Origin of the sequence: Atopostipes suicloacalis DSM 15692 (assembly GCF_900129085.1) — a bacterium.
GTDB classification, from domain to species: domain Bacteria; phylum Bacillota; class Bacilli; order Lactobacillales; family Carnobacteriaceae_A; genus Atopostipes; species Atopostipes suicloacalis.
Genome location: NZ_FQUF01000021.1, coordinates 14,804 through 32,826 on the forward strand (window position 1 = coordinate 14,804; position 18,023 = coordinate 32,826).

An 18,023-nucleotide genomic window follows, 5' to 3' on the forward strand; every position below is an offset into this window, starting at 1 on the left:
AGGGGAAAAATGCATTACTATGTAGGAATAGATATCGGAGGATCAAGCATAAAATATGGCTTAATAGATGAGGCGGGCCATTTGTTAAAAAAAGATCAATTAAAGACGGAAAAAGAAGGCACGAAGATTATAGAATCAATAGAAAAAATAGTCAATGAGTTTCAAAAAGAATACGAAATATCTGCTATAGGTGTCAGTGTTCCAGGTATTGTAGAAGAAGATGGATTCTTGACAACTGCAGGAGCCATTTATGATCTATATGGCACGCATTTAAAAAATGTTTTACAAGAGAAACTTTTGCTTCCTGTTTTTGTCGAAAATGATGCTGTTAGCTCTGCTCTAGCAGAAAAGTGGTTAGGAGCCGGAAAAGATTATGCAAACTTTTTTACAACAGTGATAGGCACTGGTGTAGGTGGAGCTATTATTATAGATGGTAAAGTTGTAAGAGGTGCTCATGCTACAGCAGGAGAGTTTGGCTTTATGATTGTAGATGAGATTGTAAAAAATGACACTCGGAAAGCTACTTTAAGCTTAAATGGTTCCGTTCAATATGGTTTAGTTAATTATTATTATGAAAGTCAAAAAGGTTCTTATAAATTGAGCGAATTGAATGGAGAAAAAATATATCAGCTTGCTAAAGAAGAGGATGAAGTAGCACAACAAGTCATTGAGCGATTGTATCAAAAGTTATCCATGGCGTTATTTAATGTCTTAACTTTCTTAGACCCTGAAGTTATATTAGTTGGTGGAGGCATTAGTGCTAATAAAGAATTTATAGAGGAACTTAATCATAGAGTAGAAAAATTAAAAAGAGATCATAAAGATATGTCAAACATGACATTGGCTGAGATTCGTCCATGCTACTTTTTAAATGATGCAGGAATTTATGGAGCTGTTTATAAAGCAATCCAAAATTCATAATGATAAATTTTATTTTATTAAGGAGAATAATTATGGCAGAGATAAAATTAAAACACATTCATAAGCGTTATGAGAACGCTGAAGATTTTGCGGTAACGGATTTTAACTTGGACATACAAGATAATGAATTTATTGTTTTTGTAGGTCCTTCAGGTTGCGGAAAATCAACCACTCTTCGGATGATTGCAGGACTTGAAGAAATTACCGAAGGCGATTTATATATTGATGCCGACGTTGTAAACGATGTGGCGCCGAAAGATCGGGATATTGCGATGGTATTCCAAAACTATGCTTTATATCCACATATGACAGTCTTTGATAACATGGCCTTTGGTTTGAAATTACGTAAAATGCCAAAAGACGAAATTAAAGAACGGGTTGATCATGCGGCAGAAATGTTAGGTTTAACCGATTTATTGGATCGAAAACCGGCTGCATTATCCGGTGGACAAAGACAGCGTGTGGCTTTAGGGCGAGCGGTCGTTCGAAGTCCAAAAGTTTTCTTGATGGATGAGCCGTTATCGAACTTAGATGCAAAATTGCGTGTACATATGCGTACAGAGATCGCTAAATTGCATGAAGAACTCGAAACAACGATGATCTACGTTACGCATGATCAAACGGAAGCCATGACCTTAGCAGACCGTATTGTCATTATGGAAGCCGGAGTCATTCAACAAGTGGGTTCACCTTTTGAAGTCTATAACTCACCGAATAATGCCTTTGTCGCCAGCTTTATTGGCTCGCCTGCGATGAATTTACACGAAGTGACTTATAGTCAGGGGCGCATTACAGGAAAAGGTATTGATCTTGCGGTCAGTGAACCTTCAAGAAAAGAATTAGATGAAAAAGGTTATGAAGGTAAAACCGTAATTTTTGGTATTCGTCCAGAAGATATTCATTCGGAACAAATTGCTTTAGATACCACACCAGAAACAGTCGTGGAAACCACAATTACCGTGGCAGAATTAACTGGAGCCGAATCGATTTTATATATTGATGTCGGTGGAACAGAGATGGTCGCCGTTGTTGATGCGAGAGATTTCCACCAAGCCGGTGAGACAATGGAAGTTGCTTTTAATATGAACAAAGCGCATTTCTTTGATGTAGAGACTGAAGAAGTTATTCGTAAAAAGCCGATTGAAGAAGTAGTAGAAACAACAATCTAAAAAATAAATTCTTAACAATAAAAGAAAGAAGTTAAAAATATGTAGAGTAGTTTAATTTATAAAAATGTAAAATAAGGAGTACTTTAAAGTGAAGAAAAAAATAATGGCGATAGTTATTCCGTTAATCACTATATTCTCAATAGTATCTTTTAAAAATATCGATTTTAAAGAAGTAAATGCAGAAGTCGACGAAGGAAACAGAATAATTAATGGGAATTTTACTGATGAAACCAATCACTGGACTACTCTACATGAATTTGATGGAGAAGCCAATTTTACTGTGGAAAATGGACAAGCAAAAGTTGAAATAATAGATTTGGGTGTAAAGATACATCCAGAATGGAATGTTCCTATAAGTTGGTCTACACAGTTAGTTCAAGAAGATATTTCTATTTCAAATGGATACACTTATGAATTAATTTTTGACGCTTATTCATCACAACCCAGACCGATTGAAATTGAATTCACTGGCTTATCCGGAATTGAAAATAAAAAATTTAATTTAAATGACGAACTCCAAACCTTTTCTTATGAATTTGATTATAATTTTCAATCTACTAATTTTGATTTTAAATTTTTATTAGGAAATGTTTCTAGCGAAAATGCCATTGAAACTCCTGAATCTAATCACTCTGTTTATATTGATAATATTTCACTTAAACCAATTAAAGAATTAGATAACTCTTCAGACAATGAAATTAATTGGACTCTTTCATGGAGTGATGAATTTGATAGTGATACGTTAGATTTATCTAAATGGAAGTATGATACTGGAAATTATATGCAAAGTAATGATGGTGAGTGGGTACAAGGTTGGGGAAATAATGAATTACAAAATTACCAACCTGATAATGTTTATTTGCAAGATGGAAAACTAATTATCGAGGCTAGAGAAGAAATAACTACCGATGAACATGATACTTATAATTACACCTCGGGAAAAATCACAACGGATAATCTGTTTAGTCAAACATATGGTCGATTTGAAGCGAGAATGAAACTACCAGAAGGACAAGGATTTTGGCCAGCTTTTTGGCTAATGCCTCAAGAGGATGTTTATGGCGGATGGGCTTCTTCTGGCGAAATTGATATTATGGAAAATAGAGGGGACCAACTGGATATTGTTGGAGCGGCCGTCCATTATGGTGGCGGATGGCCTAATAATGTTCATACAACAGGAGAATATCGCTTCCCAAGTAATTCGTCAATTACAGACTTTAATGTATATAGTTTAGAATGGGAACCTGGAGAATTAAGATGGTATGTTAATGATGAACTTTATTATAAAACAAATGAATGGCATAGTGACCAAGGCGAATATCCTGCTCCATTTGATCAAGAGTTTTATATTATTTTAAATTTAGCTGTTGGTGGATGGTATGGTTTGGAACCTAATGAAGAAACACTTTTTCCAAGTCAAGTAGAGGTTGACTATGTAAGAGTCTATGAAGGAGAGTATAATAATCCTGTTACTCCTCCTGAAGAAGAACAGCCTGGGGAAGATGATCAAAAAGAGCCTATACAACAAGTGAATCCAGATGATTTTCGTTCAATCAGTGAAAATTATATTCTTAATGGAGATTTCGATGAAATAGATACAGAAAAACTATTAAATGGAATCACAGCGTGGTCTCTTCATAATCAAGGGGAGTATGAGGAATGGGCTGGTTTAGCTGCTTTTGACATAGTAGATGATGTATTGAATATTCAGATCCAACAGAATGGTTGGGAATGGTGGCATATACAGCTTTTCCAAGATTTATCCATACCAAGCGGAATGTATCTCTTTAGTTTTGATGGAAAATCAGATCTACCAAGAGATTTATTTGTAGAATTTGTAAATTCAGAACATGAAATTGTTGAAATCCAATTGAATGAAACAATGAATTCGTATCATTATTTGTTTACCTTTGAAGAAAATATTGAGGATTTACAATTGTTATTTGGGCTTGGACGAAAAACAGGAGAAGAGGAACTGGAGGTTCCCTATAGTATATATTTGGATGATATTAGTTTAATAGAAGTTGAAGAAAATGAAAAGCCTGAAGAAAATAATTTATCTAAACTTGAGGAAGAATTAGCTGAGTTAGAAAATAAAGTTGCGATGCTTGAACGAAGACAGAGTATAAAAGAGAGCGAATTAACTTTATTAAAAGAATCCTTACAAACGCTACATCAAGAGATGAACGATTTAAATATTGAGTCCAATCTACTAAAAGAGCGAATAACTAATTTAGAAATGAAAATTGCTCAGTTAGAAGAGAAGGTCAATGAACAAAATAATGGCAATAATTCTAGTAATAAGATACCAAAAGATGAAGTTTACCCTGAAGGTGAAAGCGTAAATAAAGAGCAAGATAATTCTTCGGAAAATGATGATGTACTACCAAAGACTGGAGAAACTCGAACTATTATTATTTATATTTTTGGAGCTATCTTCATGATTAGTGGAACATGGTTATTCATGAGAGTTAAAAAAGTAGCAAACAAATAAATAACTAAGAATATTGACCATAAAAAGTCTCGTCAGAAAGGAACAACTCTCTGTCTGTTTAACAGAGCTGTTCAATATCGTGTTCTGACGAGACTTTTTTAATTATCCATAGGAATTAAACTTTTTCAATTTCTCCAACACCGATTGGTAGTGTAGTGTGGGGTCCGTATTCTTTGACGGTTCCTTCTACGGTGTCTGGAAGATCAAGTGAATCTGGAACACCGTGGATTAGAACGGTCCGTTTATCTAATTGTAAATCTTCCGAACCGAATTTTTCTTTGAATTTCCCTTTTAATTTTCCAATTGGAACTTCAAATTCATAATTCCAGTTGCCGTCTTCGTCCGCATGTGGATAGTTATCATGGGGAATGTTCATATCCTGAGGTGCGTCATCAAAAGGAACCATTGTTTGGCCAGCGACCGCATAAAGTTCTGGTAAATCAATCACACCATCACCGTTTGTATCAGCTTCCATTGTAGGCACGCGTCCTTTTAGATTATCTGGAAAACCGTGGAAGTGACTCCAGTGCATCATATTTGGCGGTGTACCCGTTGCTTCGATTTTGATTTTTAGCGTATCGCCATCTTCGATGAGTTCTGCTTTTCCAGTAACCGAAGTTCCAATCACATCAGCGTTGATTGGTTTAATTTCTGCAACATATCTTTGTACCATTTTATATGACCTCCTTGAATTGAGAGGGGTGATGTTTTCAACAGGTTTATTATAGATAATAAGTAGAAAAATTACAAAAAATTAAATTGTATTTTTTGAATAAAGGATTGTTTGATTGCAATTAATCTTTGAAAAGCTCACTTCGATTGATAAAAAAATAGATAATATGGATACAATGTAGTAGAGGATAATATAGTTCACAGCTATGGCTGAAGTTTCATTTAGACTGAGAACTAGTGGAATATAAATATTACAACTTTTCTTAAGGTGATTGAGCTTAGGCGGAGTTTTTGATGAAATATTCCTTGAAACACAGCAAACGAGTTGGATTGGATAAAGTGTGTAGATTATGAATAATTGATAAAATAATAGTTTGTTAGATATTCAAAAAATATCAATAATTTATATTTTCCACTTCTAGTCATTCCATGCTCGCCAAGAGGAATAATATAATCAAATAAAGAGCCCAATTTCATTTCGGGATTATGCGTGATTAGTACACTTGTTGCTTCAGATTCAGTTACTGCTAAAGTTAAATCCCGGTTCATAACATGTGAACCTTCTAAGGATATAAAAAGAACTAAATCATTTTTATTTAATTGTTTGACAGATTTAAATTGTTGTAAGGTTGTAGGGTAGCATTCAACAAATTTACCAGCAGTAAGCAGCGTATTTTGTAATAACAAACTTATATTACCTGGTATAGAAGTAGCATAAAGTCCAATTTTATCAGATGTATGAATTAATTGGCTCAAATTTTTAATTAATTCTAAATCAAAATCATTAATAAACGTATCTATATCCTTAATAACGGACTGAAATTCTGATGTTATTGAGGATTCGTTTTTAGAGTCTGGTAAATAATTAGCTTTATTAGTTGTTAAAAAGTCAATTTCCATTTCATGTTTCTCAGATTTTAATAAATCATAATCTTTCTTTAATTCGGTAAAACCTTGATAGCCAAGATTTTGAGCAAATCTTGTTACACTAGCGGTTGAAATATGACAGTCTTCTGAAATTGTGTTTATCGTTAGATTATCTTGGTATAAGTTGTTTAATAAATATTTTGCAATTGTATGGTCAATATCGGATGTTTTGTTGAATTGATTAATAATTTGTTGTAATGAAATAATAAGTCCACCATATACACTCAATGTTCTCCAACTTTCTTAAGTTTTAATAGCTATTTAACGGATATACTCGCTTATATGCTTTTAAAGGTAATATTTTCATAATATGTAAATTTTTTATAAAAATGAAAGAATTCTAATATTTGTAAAACGCTTACAAATAGAGGTCGTTCATAAACGGAAAACTCTGATATGATGATTATAACATATTGAAGGAGGAATAAAATGGTATTAAAAAAAGGCTTTTATTGGGGAAATTCGGTTTCGAGCATGCAGACAGAAGGGGCATGGAATGAAGGAGGAAAAGGGAAGTCCGTTTATGATATTCGGGAAGCTTCCGAATTTGCTTCGGATTGGACAGTCGCCACCGATTCTTACCATCGTTATAAAGAAGATTTTGACTTCATGGAAGATTTAGGGATGAATATGTATCGATTCCAAATTTCATGGAGTCGTGTGAATCCTGGTGGGGATGGAGAATTTAATGAAGAAGGTATTGCGTTTTATAATCAATTTATTGATGATTTAATTGAACGTGGTATCGAACCTATGATTTGTTTATATCATTTTGATATGCCATTAAATTTAGCTGAAAAATATAATGGCTTTTTATCTAGAGAAGTGACAGATGCCTTCGCAAGATATGGAATTGAAATGGTGAAACGCTTTGGCCATAAAGTGAAACATTGGATTACATTTAATGAACAGAATGTTTATCACATGGAAACTCAAGCATTTCAACCAGCCGGATATTTAACAGGTAATAAGACATTAGATGAATTATATCAAATCCAGCATAATGTAATGATAGCTCATGCTTATGTGGCCAATTACATCCATGAAGAGACCGATTGTCAAATTAGTGGGATGTTAGCTTATCAGGAAGTTTATCCAGCTACAAGCCATCCTAAAGATGTTTTTGTTGCGAGACAAGCGGATGAATTTCTAAATAATAATTTACTAGAAGTTTTTGTGTATGGAAGATATTTAGATTCATTTTGGACTTTTGTAGAAAATGAAGGAATAGATTTAAAATTACAAGAAGGAGACTTAGATGTTTTAAGTAAAGTAAGGAGTGATTATTTAACATTTAGTTATTACCAAAGCTTAGTCATTGACCATAGAAATATACCTGAAGATACTCCACCCAATGGTTTTTTAGAGCAAGGCCAAGTTGATAATGAATATTTAGAAGCTTCTGAGTGGAATTGGCAAATTGATCCTTTAGGTTTTCGTAACGTCTTGAATAAAATATACTCTCGTTATCATTTACCTGTATTTCCAATAGAAAATGGAATTGGAGTCATTGAGGAATGGGATGGAAAGAATCCAATCCAAGATGATTATAGAATAGAATATTTAAAAGATCATTTACAAGCAATGAAAGATGCTGTTGAATTAGATGGTGTTGATGTAATGGGCTATCTGGGTTGGGGAATGATTGATATTTTAAGTTCCCAAGGGGATATGCGTAAGCGTTATGGGGTTGTTTATGTAAATCGCGAAAATCATGATTTAAAGGATTTAAAGCGTGTCCCGAAAAAAAGTTATGATTGGTTGAAGAAAGTTATAGAATCTAATGCAGAAAATATAGATTAATATATACTCGTAAATTTATATAATAAAAATTAATAGGAGTGACTACAATGGATATTTCTGAAAATAAGTTTATAAATAGTTTTATAAACTTTGCAACTAAAATTGGAAATCAAGTACATCTACGTTCTTTGCGAGATGCATTCTCTACTCTATCGCCACTATTTATCATGGCAGGTTTGGCTGTATTGATAAATAATGTATTATTTCCTTGGATATTTTCTGGAGCAACGTTAGAAACCGCTCAGCTATTTGGAACAAATATATCTCAAGGAACACTGAATATTGCAGGTTTACTTTTGTGTCCAGCGATTTCATTTTTCTTAGCTAGAAATAAAAAGTATAGCAGTCCGATTTCTATATCTATTGCTGTATTAGCAACTTATATTGTAATGATGCCAAATACTGTTGTGGCTACTACTGTAGAAGGAGCAGAAGTAGAAGTAACAGGCGTTTTGAGTTTAGCTAATTTAGGTACGGAGTCAATGTTCGGTGGTATTATAATCGGGTTGCTTGCAACGGAAATCATATTAAAATTAAGTGAAGTGAAAGCATTAAGGATTAATTTAGGAGATCAGGTACCTCCAGCTGTAGGCGCAGCTTTTAGTTTATTAATCCCTGTTGTTATCACAATTTCTTTATTTTCACTCATCTCAGTACTATTAAAAGTAACAATGGGGACAGATTTGATAAGTTTAATTATTAAATTTATTCAAGCACCTTTACGTGGTATTGGAACGAGTTTAGTGGGGTATTTATTTCTATACAGTTTAGGTAATTTTCTCTATACTTTAGGAATTCACCAGTCTGTTATAAATGGTCCCTTTACCGAACCATTTATGACACAAAATATTAATGAAAATACTTTGGCCTTTGAGAGTGGCAGAGAAGCTCCTAATATTTTAACTGTTAGTTTTCAAACAGCTTTTGCACAAATGGGTGGAACAGGTGCAACAATGTCATTAATTATTGCTATTTTAATTTTTTCAAAAGTTAAGCAATATAACCAAGTAGCTAAACTAGGATTAGCTTCAGGTATTTTTGAAATTAATGAACCAGTTATTTATGGTTTACCAATTGTGTTTAATTTGCCAATGATGATTCCTTTTGTACTATTGCCTATTTTACAGACTTTAATTGCTTATTTTGCAACTGTGATAGGATTAGTTAGCAGAACAGTCGTATTAGTTCCTTGGATTACTCCACCAATTATCAGTGGTTATCTCGCTACAGCAGGAGATTGGCGAGCAAGTGTACTACAGGTGTTTTTATTGATATTAGGAGTGATAATCTATTTGCCATTCTTAAAAATTAGTGAGGCTGTTTTACACAAACAAGCCACCCAAGAGTAGCGATGTAAATATAAAGTGTATAAAAAAACACATCGATATAAGAAAGTGTTGTTATCCCATCCCCCTAATGTAAAGACTAAAAAAGCTTAGGGGGATTTTATATACCTTCAAATAATAAACATACCGTTTAAGATTTGGTTAGTGGTCAATAATATAGGACCTAAAAATTAATAAGAACCTTTTACTGTTTTTTCTGTTTTAAAGATAGAAAAATATGATGTTGGAAAATAAAAGGGATATATACATGGGTTCAAAGAAATTACTTACGCTTTAGTATATATTTCTCGTAATGTTGTAGGAAATGTATTACCTGAAGCAATTTGTTTAATCGAAGACCTCAAGCCATTATCGACCTTTAGATTTGTAGAGAAAGACTAAAGAAATAAGAATAAAACAATAAATATAAAAGTGGTAGGAGCTAATTAAAAAAAGCGACTATCACTTTTTTTGGGAGAAATAATAATTAGCATCACAATTGAGACAAATAATAGAAGAAATTTCGTTGGAAGAACCTTTAACCCACCTCCCAACTATGCTAAACTTAAGAGAATAAAACATACGTTTGGAGGGTGACAGTGATGCCATTAAGAAAGGTGAAAGAAGCAGCATATTTAACAGCGGATAATCATTTGCGATACCGAATGATTTTGCGCTATTTTTTTATACAACATGAAAGAATGCGAGAATTCATATTTCCTGAAGAAATTTATCAGTATTTGAAAGAACAAGAAAGCTTTGAAACATATGAAGAAGAAAGTTTGCATTTAGACTTGGATCAATTAGTCAAATGGGGGAACCTATTCCCAAGACAAGAGATGGGCAGTTCCAAAACAATCGAAGAATATAAGAAAAAAAGATTTCGCTATCAACCCACTCCCTATACGATTGAATTTGAACGAATGCTGTCCGAGATGGAAAACAAAGAAGAAGCCTTTGGTGGGGCCTTGGAGCGCACTCAGTTTGATCGCCTGTATCAACTACTTCAAGAACTGGAAGAAGTTGTCCATCGTCAAAACACGATAAAGAATGAAGAAGCCAATCAATTGTGGGAAGATTTACAGACATACTTTCGACAAATTGTTCAAAATACCTCAGATTATATTGCCTATATTAACAGTGAAGAGGTCGAAGAACGCATGCAAACGGAAGCGTTTTTAATGTATAAAGATCAATTCACGAAATATCTACGAGAATTTATTCGAGCCATGCAGTCGACTTCTGAACAGATTAAATCGGTGTTAAAGGAGTTACCAGTTGAAAAATTATATGACTTTTTTGACCAAGTATGGAAACATAAAGCGCAATCTCGCTTAGAAGAAGTGGAGGTAACAGAAGAGACAAAACAGTTTGAAGATTATACTGGAAAGTGGGAAGCGATCCAATCTTGGTTTAGAGGGACGTCTGGATATGGAAAAAGCGAGTCAGAGATGCTGTTGGAGCGAACGTCAGAAGCAATTCGTAAAATTACGCAAGTCGTACAACGGATGGGCGAGCGGCATCAAAATTTTAGAAGTCGACGAGAAGACTATCTACATTTAGGTAAATGGTTTAGTGAACTGGAAGAGGTTGAAGAAGCACATAAATTATTCTCGGTAGCCTTTGGGGTCGCTCATACGCGTCATTATTTGATTGACCAAAACCCAACGGATGATATTTATACGGAGATTTGGGATTTTGAGCCAAAGATACATGTAACCAAACCGATGATTCGCCAATATAGTGAAAAGACCAAAGCTCACGCGGTAATTGATCGAACAGAGAAACGCCGTAAAGCAAAAGCAGAGTTCTTGAAACAGAAACAATTAGAAGAAAAATGGCTTGAAAAATACATGGATAATCAGCGAATTGAATTAGATCAAATTGAACGAGTTGAACCAAAAGTCCGCCAGATTTTCTTGTCTTGGATGGGAAAAGCAATAGGTCAAAAAGATCAAATCATCCAATCAGATTTTGGAGTACGAGTGAAAGTGAAGTGGAAGAAGGATCGGATTATTTTACATGCGGATGATGGTGATTTAGAAATGCCAAATGTTTCCTTTGAATTGTTAGAAGAAAGGGGAGAGGATCATGCTTGAAACAGGCTTTGAATTGGAGCAACAAGAAGCCCTTGCTTTATTGTTTGAGAATTTTTGGATTATTCGTGAGCAGGATCCAGCTAACTATCAGTTAATTCGTGAAAATGAGAAAGCTTTAAGGCGTTATATTTCAGAAAAATTTGGATTCTCTCTTATAATTCATAAAGATTTTATTAAACTAGAAAAAGTTCCCTTTCAACCGAGAAACTGGATGGGAATTCAAGAGTTTCAAAATCCAAGAGACTATGCAATTTTTTGTTGTGGTTTGGCCTATCTTGAAAGACGTTCGGTGGATGATCAATTTTTACTTTCCGAGTTTGCTACAGCATTAGAAGAACTTTATTCGGGATTGATTCCTCTGGATTGGACCAATTACCAGCATCGTCAATCGCTTGTTCGAGCGATGAAGAAGTTAATTGAGTTTGAGTGTATCCATGAAGTGGATAGTACTGCTGGGGGCTTGGAACAATTTGCTTATTCTGAAGATCAGGAAGTGCTTTATCAAGCAACGGTTTTGTCGCGTTATTTTATGAGAAATCATATGCGTTCCCTGAAAGAATGTACAAAGATAGAAGATATTTTACAAATGGAATGGGAAGAGAATCAAGAAAACGCACGTCAAAAAAGAACTTACCGCAAGCTGATGTTTGAGCCGGTGATGTACCGAGAAGATGAAGAAGATCTAGACTTTGATTATATTCGGCGCTATCGTAATCGTGTTCGCGAAGATTTTGAGACGCATACGCCTTTTGAGCTACAAGTGTCCAAAAATGCTGCGATGTTGACTTTACCGGAACAAAGCCAATTGTATCAAGTGTTTCCTGATCGTAAGGGAATTACTTTAGTCTCTTTGCATGTGCAGGCGTATATTCGTCAAAATCAGACGAATTATTCTAAGAATGCCTTTGGCGAAATACAATTTACTCGACCTCAATTTGAACAGATGATCGAACAGGTAAAAGAGGATTATCATCAGGGGTGGAGTGTTGAGTATCGAGAAAAAAGTAGCTTAAATAAAATAACAGAAGATGTTTTGAATCATTTTATTGAATGGTCTTTTGCAAAGATAGAAGAGGGAACGAAGCTGATTATTTTACTACCTGCAGTGGGTCGAATGATGGGCGAATACCCAAACGATTTTGAGAGAGAGGATTAACGGGATTTGAGTAAATCAGTGAATAAATGGCAAGTGAATCGAGCAGGTTTATTTAATTATTGGTATTACGAAGACGAAGTGTTTGATTTTGTGGGTGGAAAACTATTACTTAGGGGGAATAATGGATCAGGAAAATCAGTGACGATGCAAAGTTTTCTTCCAGTTTTATTGGATGGATCGACGCGGCCAGAACGGTTGGACCCATTTGGTTCTAGAGCACGAAAAATGGAAGATTATTTACTGGGTGAAAAAGACGTTACGGGCTATGAAGAACGTACGGGTTATTTGTACATGGAATTTAAAAGGAAAGAAACTGATCAGTATCTCACGATTGGGATTGGTTTGCAGGCACGTAGAGGCAAGCAATTAAATTTCTGGGGCTTTGTATTGACAGATAATCGAAGAATTGGGCAAGACTTTCTTTTATATAAAAATGAAACACATGACGGCAAAAAAGTTAAAATTCCTTTATCCAAAATCCAATTACGAAATCGAATAGGAGAAGGCGGACATGTCGTGGACACCCGCAATGAATATGCACAACTAGTGAACCAATATGTATTTGGTTATGAAACGATTGAAGAATATGAAGATTTAATCAAGTTGTTGATTCAATTGCGCAGTCCAAAACTATCAAAAGATTATAGACCAACTGTCATTCACGAAATTCTAAAAGCCGCCTTAGCTCCGCTTTCGGATGAAGATTTGCGCTACCTTTCAGACACCATCGAACAGATGGATCAATCCAAGCAACAACTGGAACAAATCGAAATGGAAACGCAAGCTCTAACAGAAATTACGCGTGCTTACACAGCCTATAACGAAAAAGTTCTGTACAATCAAGCAAGTGGCTACCTTCAAGCTTCAAAGGACCTAGAAAAAGAAGAAAAAACCTATCATATGGAAGCTAAACAAGCGAAAGATTTACAAGAATCGATCACTCGCCTAGAAACCGATCTTCGAGAATACGATTTAGATTATGAAACGACCGATAAAAGACGACAACGTTTAGAACAGCATAAGATATGGAATTTGCAACAAGAGCTTCATGAAAAAGAAGAAGATTTAGAAGAAACGAAAAGTCGACTTCAAGAAATAGAAGCGCGTTTATTATCGACACAAACGAAAGAATTTCATGCTCGAGAATCGCTCGATCGTGTGCAAATGAATCTTTATGAACAGCAAAAAAATATTGAGAGTCATTTAGAAGATTTAGCGGCGGATGCTTTGGAAGCCAGCTTTTCCGAAATAAATGCCATGCATAGTGAAGATTTCTCGGATAATTCAGAGACCGACTTTTCTTTTGCGGTTTGGAATAAGCAAACGAATGATTATATGAAGCATTTAGAAACTATTTCTGAAGAACTGCGTGTATTTGAAGGGTTAAAGACCCAGTATGCAAAAAAAGATCAAGAACTTGGCCAAGTTAACCAGGAACTTGATCAACTACGTCATCATGCCCAAAAATGGACGGAATTATTTAATGAAGAAAAGAATCGGCAGCTTAATTTAATCCATCAATGGATTAAAGAGGCGGATTATTTAACCATCACTGAGGCAGCGATTCAAGAAATGTCACGTGCACTAGAACAATTATATGAAACTACGCGTTATGAGCAAGTGCGTGAGCCGTTGCGGATGGCAGTTTCAGATTATGAAACCTCTAAACGGGGACAATTGGCTGAAAAGCAGATAGCGATGAATGCAAAGAAAGAAGAGCTTGATCAGTTGAAAATAGAGTTGGAGGAATGGAAAAAGAAAAAAGACCCAAATCCAGATACACATCCTTTAACGATTGACGCACGAAAAGAGTTAGAGAAAAAGGGAATTCAAGCAGCTCCTTTGTACAGTGTGGTTGAGTTTCGTGAACAGGTGAATGAAGAAACACAAAAACGAATTGAAGCGGCTTTGATTGATTCAGGGCTTTTAGATGCTTTGATTGCAGAAAAAGATTTTTCAATCAAGCATGATCGATTGTTAAAACCTAATCCCCAACTTATGGCGTACACGCTTGCTGATCTTTTAAAACCGGATGTGGACGAAGAGTTAAATCTTTCTGAAGAACTTGTGGATCAAGTTTTGCGTAGTATCATAATTGATGAATCCACGGAGGAAGTATTGTCTATTTCAGAAGAGGGACATTATTCGATAGGGTTAATGAAAGGTCATGCGATTCCAATTGAGTCTGTTCGATTTATCGGCCGAAATGCCCGCAAGCGTTATAAAGAAGAACAAATCCAACGACTTCAGCAAGAAATTCAATTAAAAGAAGCTGAAATCACACAAGGATTCAAAGATAAAGAAAAATTAGAACAAGCCATTAGCCAGGCGAAAGAGCATTTTATAACGTTCCCTGATGACGAAGATTTAGCGGAAGGTTATCATACTATCCATGAAATTCGCTTTGAAATCTCTCAATTAAGTGACCGAATTTTTCAGCTATCTGAAGAGGTTAAAAAAATTGGGAATGCCTTGCGTACACAAAAAAGAGGATTAGATCAAAAAACAAAAAAAGAAGACATAGTATTAGAGCTTTCGGCTTATCTTGAAGCGATGCAATCTATGCGTCATTATGAAAGATTGTTGGGAGAATTACGATTTGAACATGGTAAACAGTTTAATGAATTTCAACGGAAAGCGGATATTTTATCGCGTTTGGATGAGCTGGAAGAAGAGATTTTACAGTTAAAGGGCGATACAAATCGCTTTGAGTATGAAATACGTCATTTAGGTAAAGAAATTCTACAGATTGAGCAACAAATGGAACAAGAAGGTGTAAAAGATATTCAAGAACAGATTAAAGAAGTTCAAGAAAAAATACAGAGTCTAAATCGTTTAATACAAGAGAAAAGAGAGCGACATGCAATAGAAAAACGAGATTTATACCATGTTAAAAAAACAATTGAAGAGAAAGAGGAATTTTTAGATTTTCGCAAACAATTAAAAGAGGCTTGGGCTGTATCTTTTACCAATGAATATCGAAAAGGTTATCTTGTACTTGATTTAGAAGGGGTGACTTTGGAGGAGAAAGCCAAAGAACTGCAAAAAAGATTTAAATATCGATCAGATCAGGAATCTTCTTATTTATTGGGGCGCTTATCAAAGGTTAAAAATGAACAACAAGATTATTTGATAGAATACAGTCCTGCACAACGCACAGTATCGATAGAAGTTCCGGATTGGATGGCAGGAGTGCATCATGCGATGTATCGCCCGCTAATGGATGAATGGAAAGCAGCACGTTCTAGAGATTTAGTGGAATTAAGCTACCAAGGAAAAACAGTCAGCCCTTATATTGTAGAAAAAGATTTGAAGCAGGAACAAGAACGTCAAAAAGTATATTTAGATGAACAAGATAAACAACTTTACGAAGAGATTCTCTTTCAATCGGTTGGAAATAAATTACGCTCAAGAATTGGCCGTGCTGAAAGATGGGTTGAAGAGATGAAAAATTTAATGGAGTCCAGAAATGATTCTTCAGGACTGAAACTTTCTATTCGTTGGAAACCAAAAACGGCCGAAACTGAAGAAGAACTGGATACGGAAGATTTGGTGAGTCTGTTACGTCAAGATCCGCGTTTATTAAAGGATGACGATATTGATCGAGTGACTACCCATTTTCGAACACGGATTGAACGTGCGAAAGCTTTAATGGATGAATCAACTGAAATGCAAACCTTGTTACAAGTATTGAAGCAAGTCCTGGATTATAGACAATGGTTTACCTTTGAATTAAGCTTTCAACGGGCGGGAAGCAATAGAAAACGTCCATTGACCGATAATCAATTTTATACGTTTAGTGGAGGAGAAAAGGCGCGCACAATGTATATTCCTTTATTTATTGCAACATATTCAAGATATTTAGAAGCTAATGAAGAAGCTCCGTATTTAATCTCTTTAGATGAAGCTTTTGCTGGAGTGGATGATGAGAATATTGCCGATCTCTTTGAAGTCATTGAAGAATTAGATCTAAATTACATTATCAACTCGCAAGTTTTATGGGGAGATTATCCAACGGTTTCTGAATTAGGGATTAGTGAATTGTATCGTCCACAGAATGCTGACCATGTTGCCGTTATTCGGTATGTTTGGGATGGAAATAAAAGAAAACTCTTAACAAATGATGAAGAATAAGGTTGGATAAAATGAAGCAAATGATAAAAGAAGCCGTTACATTTTTTAAATCCGAATCTGTGTATGACATTTTGTTTTTTGAATTCAAAAAGAAGTATGAGTCATTGGGGAGAATTGGTGGAAATGTCTCCTTGAGTGAATATTCGATGGAGGATATTAATGAATTATCCCGTTTTTTAGGAGTACGTAGGGATCAGCTGTTAGATAAAGGGAGCATTACTTTACGGCAATTTGAGAATCAATTGAATCGTTATAAGTTTGATGGGTTATCTTTAAAACAATTACTTGAAGCTTATTTTGAGACGCCTTTGATTTCAAAAAAAGAACAAGCGGCCTCTAATCTTCAAAGAAATCAAGCGTTTTTTGAAGAGTTAAAAAGTAACTATCCTTATGTAAACGATTGGTTAAGTTATATTGAACAGAAGCCGGCAGATAGTCATTGGATTTATCGCTTCCTTGAAAAATCTTTCAAGAATTTTGAACAATCCGTAGCAATTTTGAATCAAGTGGTGAAATATGCGCCAAGTGTTCCCATCCGCTTGCCTGTCTTTGCACAACAGATGACGAAAAATCCTCATGGGTTTGACCGCAATCAAAAACTAGGAAAACTGTTGGTTCATTTACTTGCTGTAGAGAAAGCTCAATCTTTTAATGAACCAGTTAAAGTTCCAACAACCAATGAAGGCATTACAGAATTGTTATTTGAGTATAATGTTTTGCGTGATGATATTACCAATTATGTATCCGTCGCGAATATTTTGGCTTATACAGAAGGACATAAAAAGAAAGTTTGGGAAGCGGCTTATCAATCACATAGTGTACTGAATGTTCCAATTCGTGAATTAGTGGATGTACAAAAATTGTATCCAGCAAGTTCTATGAATGAAGTGTGGATTGTTGAAAATTCTGGAGTGTTTTCCAGCTTATTAGATAAAATTGCAGATGTGCCTCTGATTTGTACACATGGGCAATTTACATTAGCCGTTTGGCGTTGTTTAGATTTGCTGGTGAAGCAAGATTGTACGCTGTATTATAGTGGAGATTTCGATCCGGAAGGGATAGGTATGGCAAATCGACTGCTCCGTCGCTATCCGCATCATGTTCAATTATGGAAAATGGATGTCCGCTCATACGAAAAATCCTTATCTAAAGAAGAGAAAATATCTTCCCAGCGATTGAGTCAATTTTCTAACATTAACCATTCAGAACTGAAAGAGATAAAAAATCAGGTTTTAAAACTTCAAGTTCCTGGTTACCAAGAAGCCTTGTTGGATGAAATGATCGAAGAGTTAAAGAAGAAAGATTAATCATAGAGACGACAGG

At 35.0% G+C, this 18,023-nt stretch carries 11 protein-coding genes; 9 read left to right on the forward strand and 2 right to left on the reverse strand.

The genetic code is table 11. The features are described 5' to 3' along the window. Positions 1-9 precede the first annotated feature (9 nt). The 3 genes from BUB96_RS07110 (at position 10) to BUB96_RS07120 (ending at position 4,584) form a co-directional block, all read left to right on the forward strand. Complete coding sequence (locus tag BUB96_RS07110; RefSeq protein ID WP_073298187.1) at positions 10-921, forward strand: ROK family protein; 912 nt, start codon at positions 10-12, stop codon at positions 919-921. Positions 922-953: 32 nt separating this feature from the next. Further along, the gene (locus tag BUB96_RS07115; RefSeq protein WP_073298188.1) at positions 954-2,090 is read left to right on the forward strand and encodes an ABC transporter ATP-binding protein; all 1,137 of its coding nucleotides are present in this window, start codon (positions 954-956) and stop codon (positions 2,088-2,090) included. 88 nt (positions 2,091-2,178) lie between these two features. Continuing rightward, positions 2,179-4,584 carry a family 16 glycosylhydrolase gene (locus BUB96_RS07120; protein ID WP_073298189.1) on the forward strand — a complete coding sequence of 802 codons (2,406 nt, stop codon included), beginning with the start codon at positions 2,179-2,181 and terminating at the stop codon, positions 4,582-4,584. A gap of 115 nt (positions 4,585-4,699) precedes the next feature. Here the strand turns inward: BUB96_RS07120 and BUB96_RS07125 are convergent, their stop codons facing one another. Together BUB96_RS07125 and BUB96_RS07130 are read right to left on the reverse strand one after the other, a co-directional pair. Continuing rightward, complete coding sequence (locus BUB96_RS07125) at positions 4,700-5,257, reverse strand: hypothetical protein (RefSeq protein ID WP_073298190.1); 558 nt, start codon at positions 5,255-5,257, stop codon at positions 4,700-4,702. Positions 5,258-5,604: 347 nt separating this feature from the next. Next, on the reverse strand, positions 5,605-6,411 hold the full coding sequence (locus BUB96_RS07130) for a MurR/RpiR family transcriptional regulator (RefSeq protein ID WP_073298191.1): 807 nt from the start codon (positions 6,409-6,411) through the stop codon (positions 5,605-5,607). A gap of 201 nt (positions 6,412-6,612) precedes the next feature. Between BUB96_RS07130 and BUB96_RS07135 the strand changes: the two genes are divergently transcribed. From BUB96_RS07135 to BUB96_RS07160, 6 genes are all read left to right on the forward strand, one after another. Further along, entirely contained in the window at positions 6,613-7,986 is a 1,374-nt protein-coding gene (locus BUB96_RS07135; protein ID WP_073298192.1) for a glycoside hydrolase family 1 protein, read from the forward strand. Positions 7,987-8,033: 47 nt separating this feature from the next. Then, on the forward strand, positions 8,034-9,335 hold the full coding sequence (locus BUB96_RS07140) for a PTS sugar transporter subunit IIC (protein ID WP_200789068.1): 1,302 nt from the start codon (positions 8,034-8,036) through the stop codon (positions 9,333-9,335). A 578-nt stretch (positions 9,336-9,913) separates the two neighbouring features. Beyond that, on the forward strand, positions 9,914-11,410 hold the full coding sequence (locus tag BUB96_RS07145; RefSeq protein WP_073298193.1) for a TIGR02677 family protein: 1,497 nt from the start codon (positions 9,914-9,916) through the stop codon (positions 11,408-11,410). Then, the gene (locus BUB96_RS07150) at positions 11,403-12,566 is read left to right on the forward strand and encodes a TIGR02678 family protein (protein ID WP_073298194.1); all 1,164 of its coding nucleotides are present in this window, start codon (positions 11,403-11,405) and stop codon (positions 12,564-12,566) included. The genes BUB96_RS07145 and BUB96_RS07150 overlap by 8 nt, the downstream gene beginning before the upstream one ends. An 18-nt stretch (positions 12,567-12,584) precedes the next feature. After that, positions 12,585-16,700, forward strand: a complete 4,116-nt coding sequence (locus BUB96_RS07155) for a TIGR02680 family protein (protein WP_073298214.1) — start codon at positions 12,585-12,587, stop codon at positions 16,698-16,700. 11 nt (positions 16,701-16,711) lie between these two features. Beyond that, positions 16,712-18,007, forward strand: a complete 1,296-nt coding sequence (locus BUB96_RS07160; RefSeq protein WP_143274298.1) for a TIGR02679 family protein — start codon at positions 16,712-16,714, stop codon at positions 18,005-18,007. Positions 18,008-18,023: the final 16 nt, after the last annotated feature.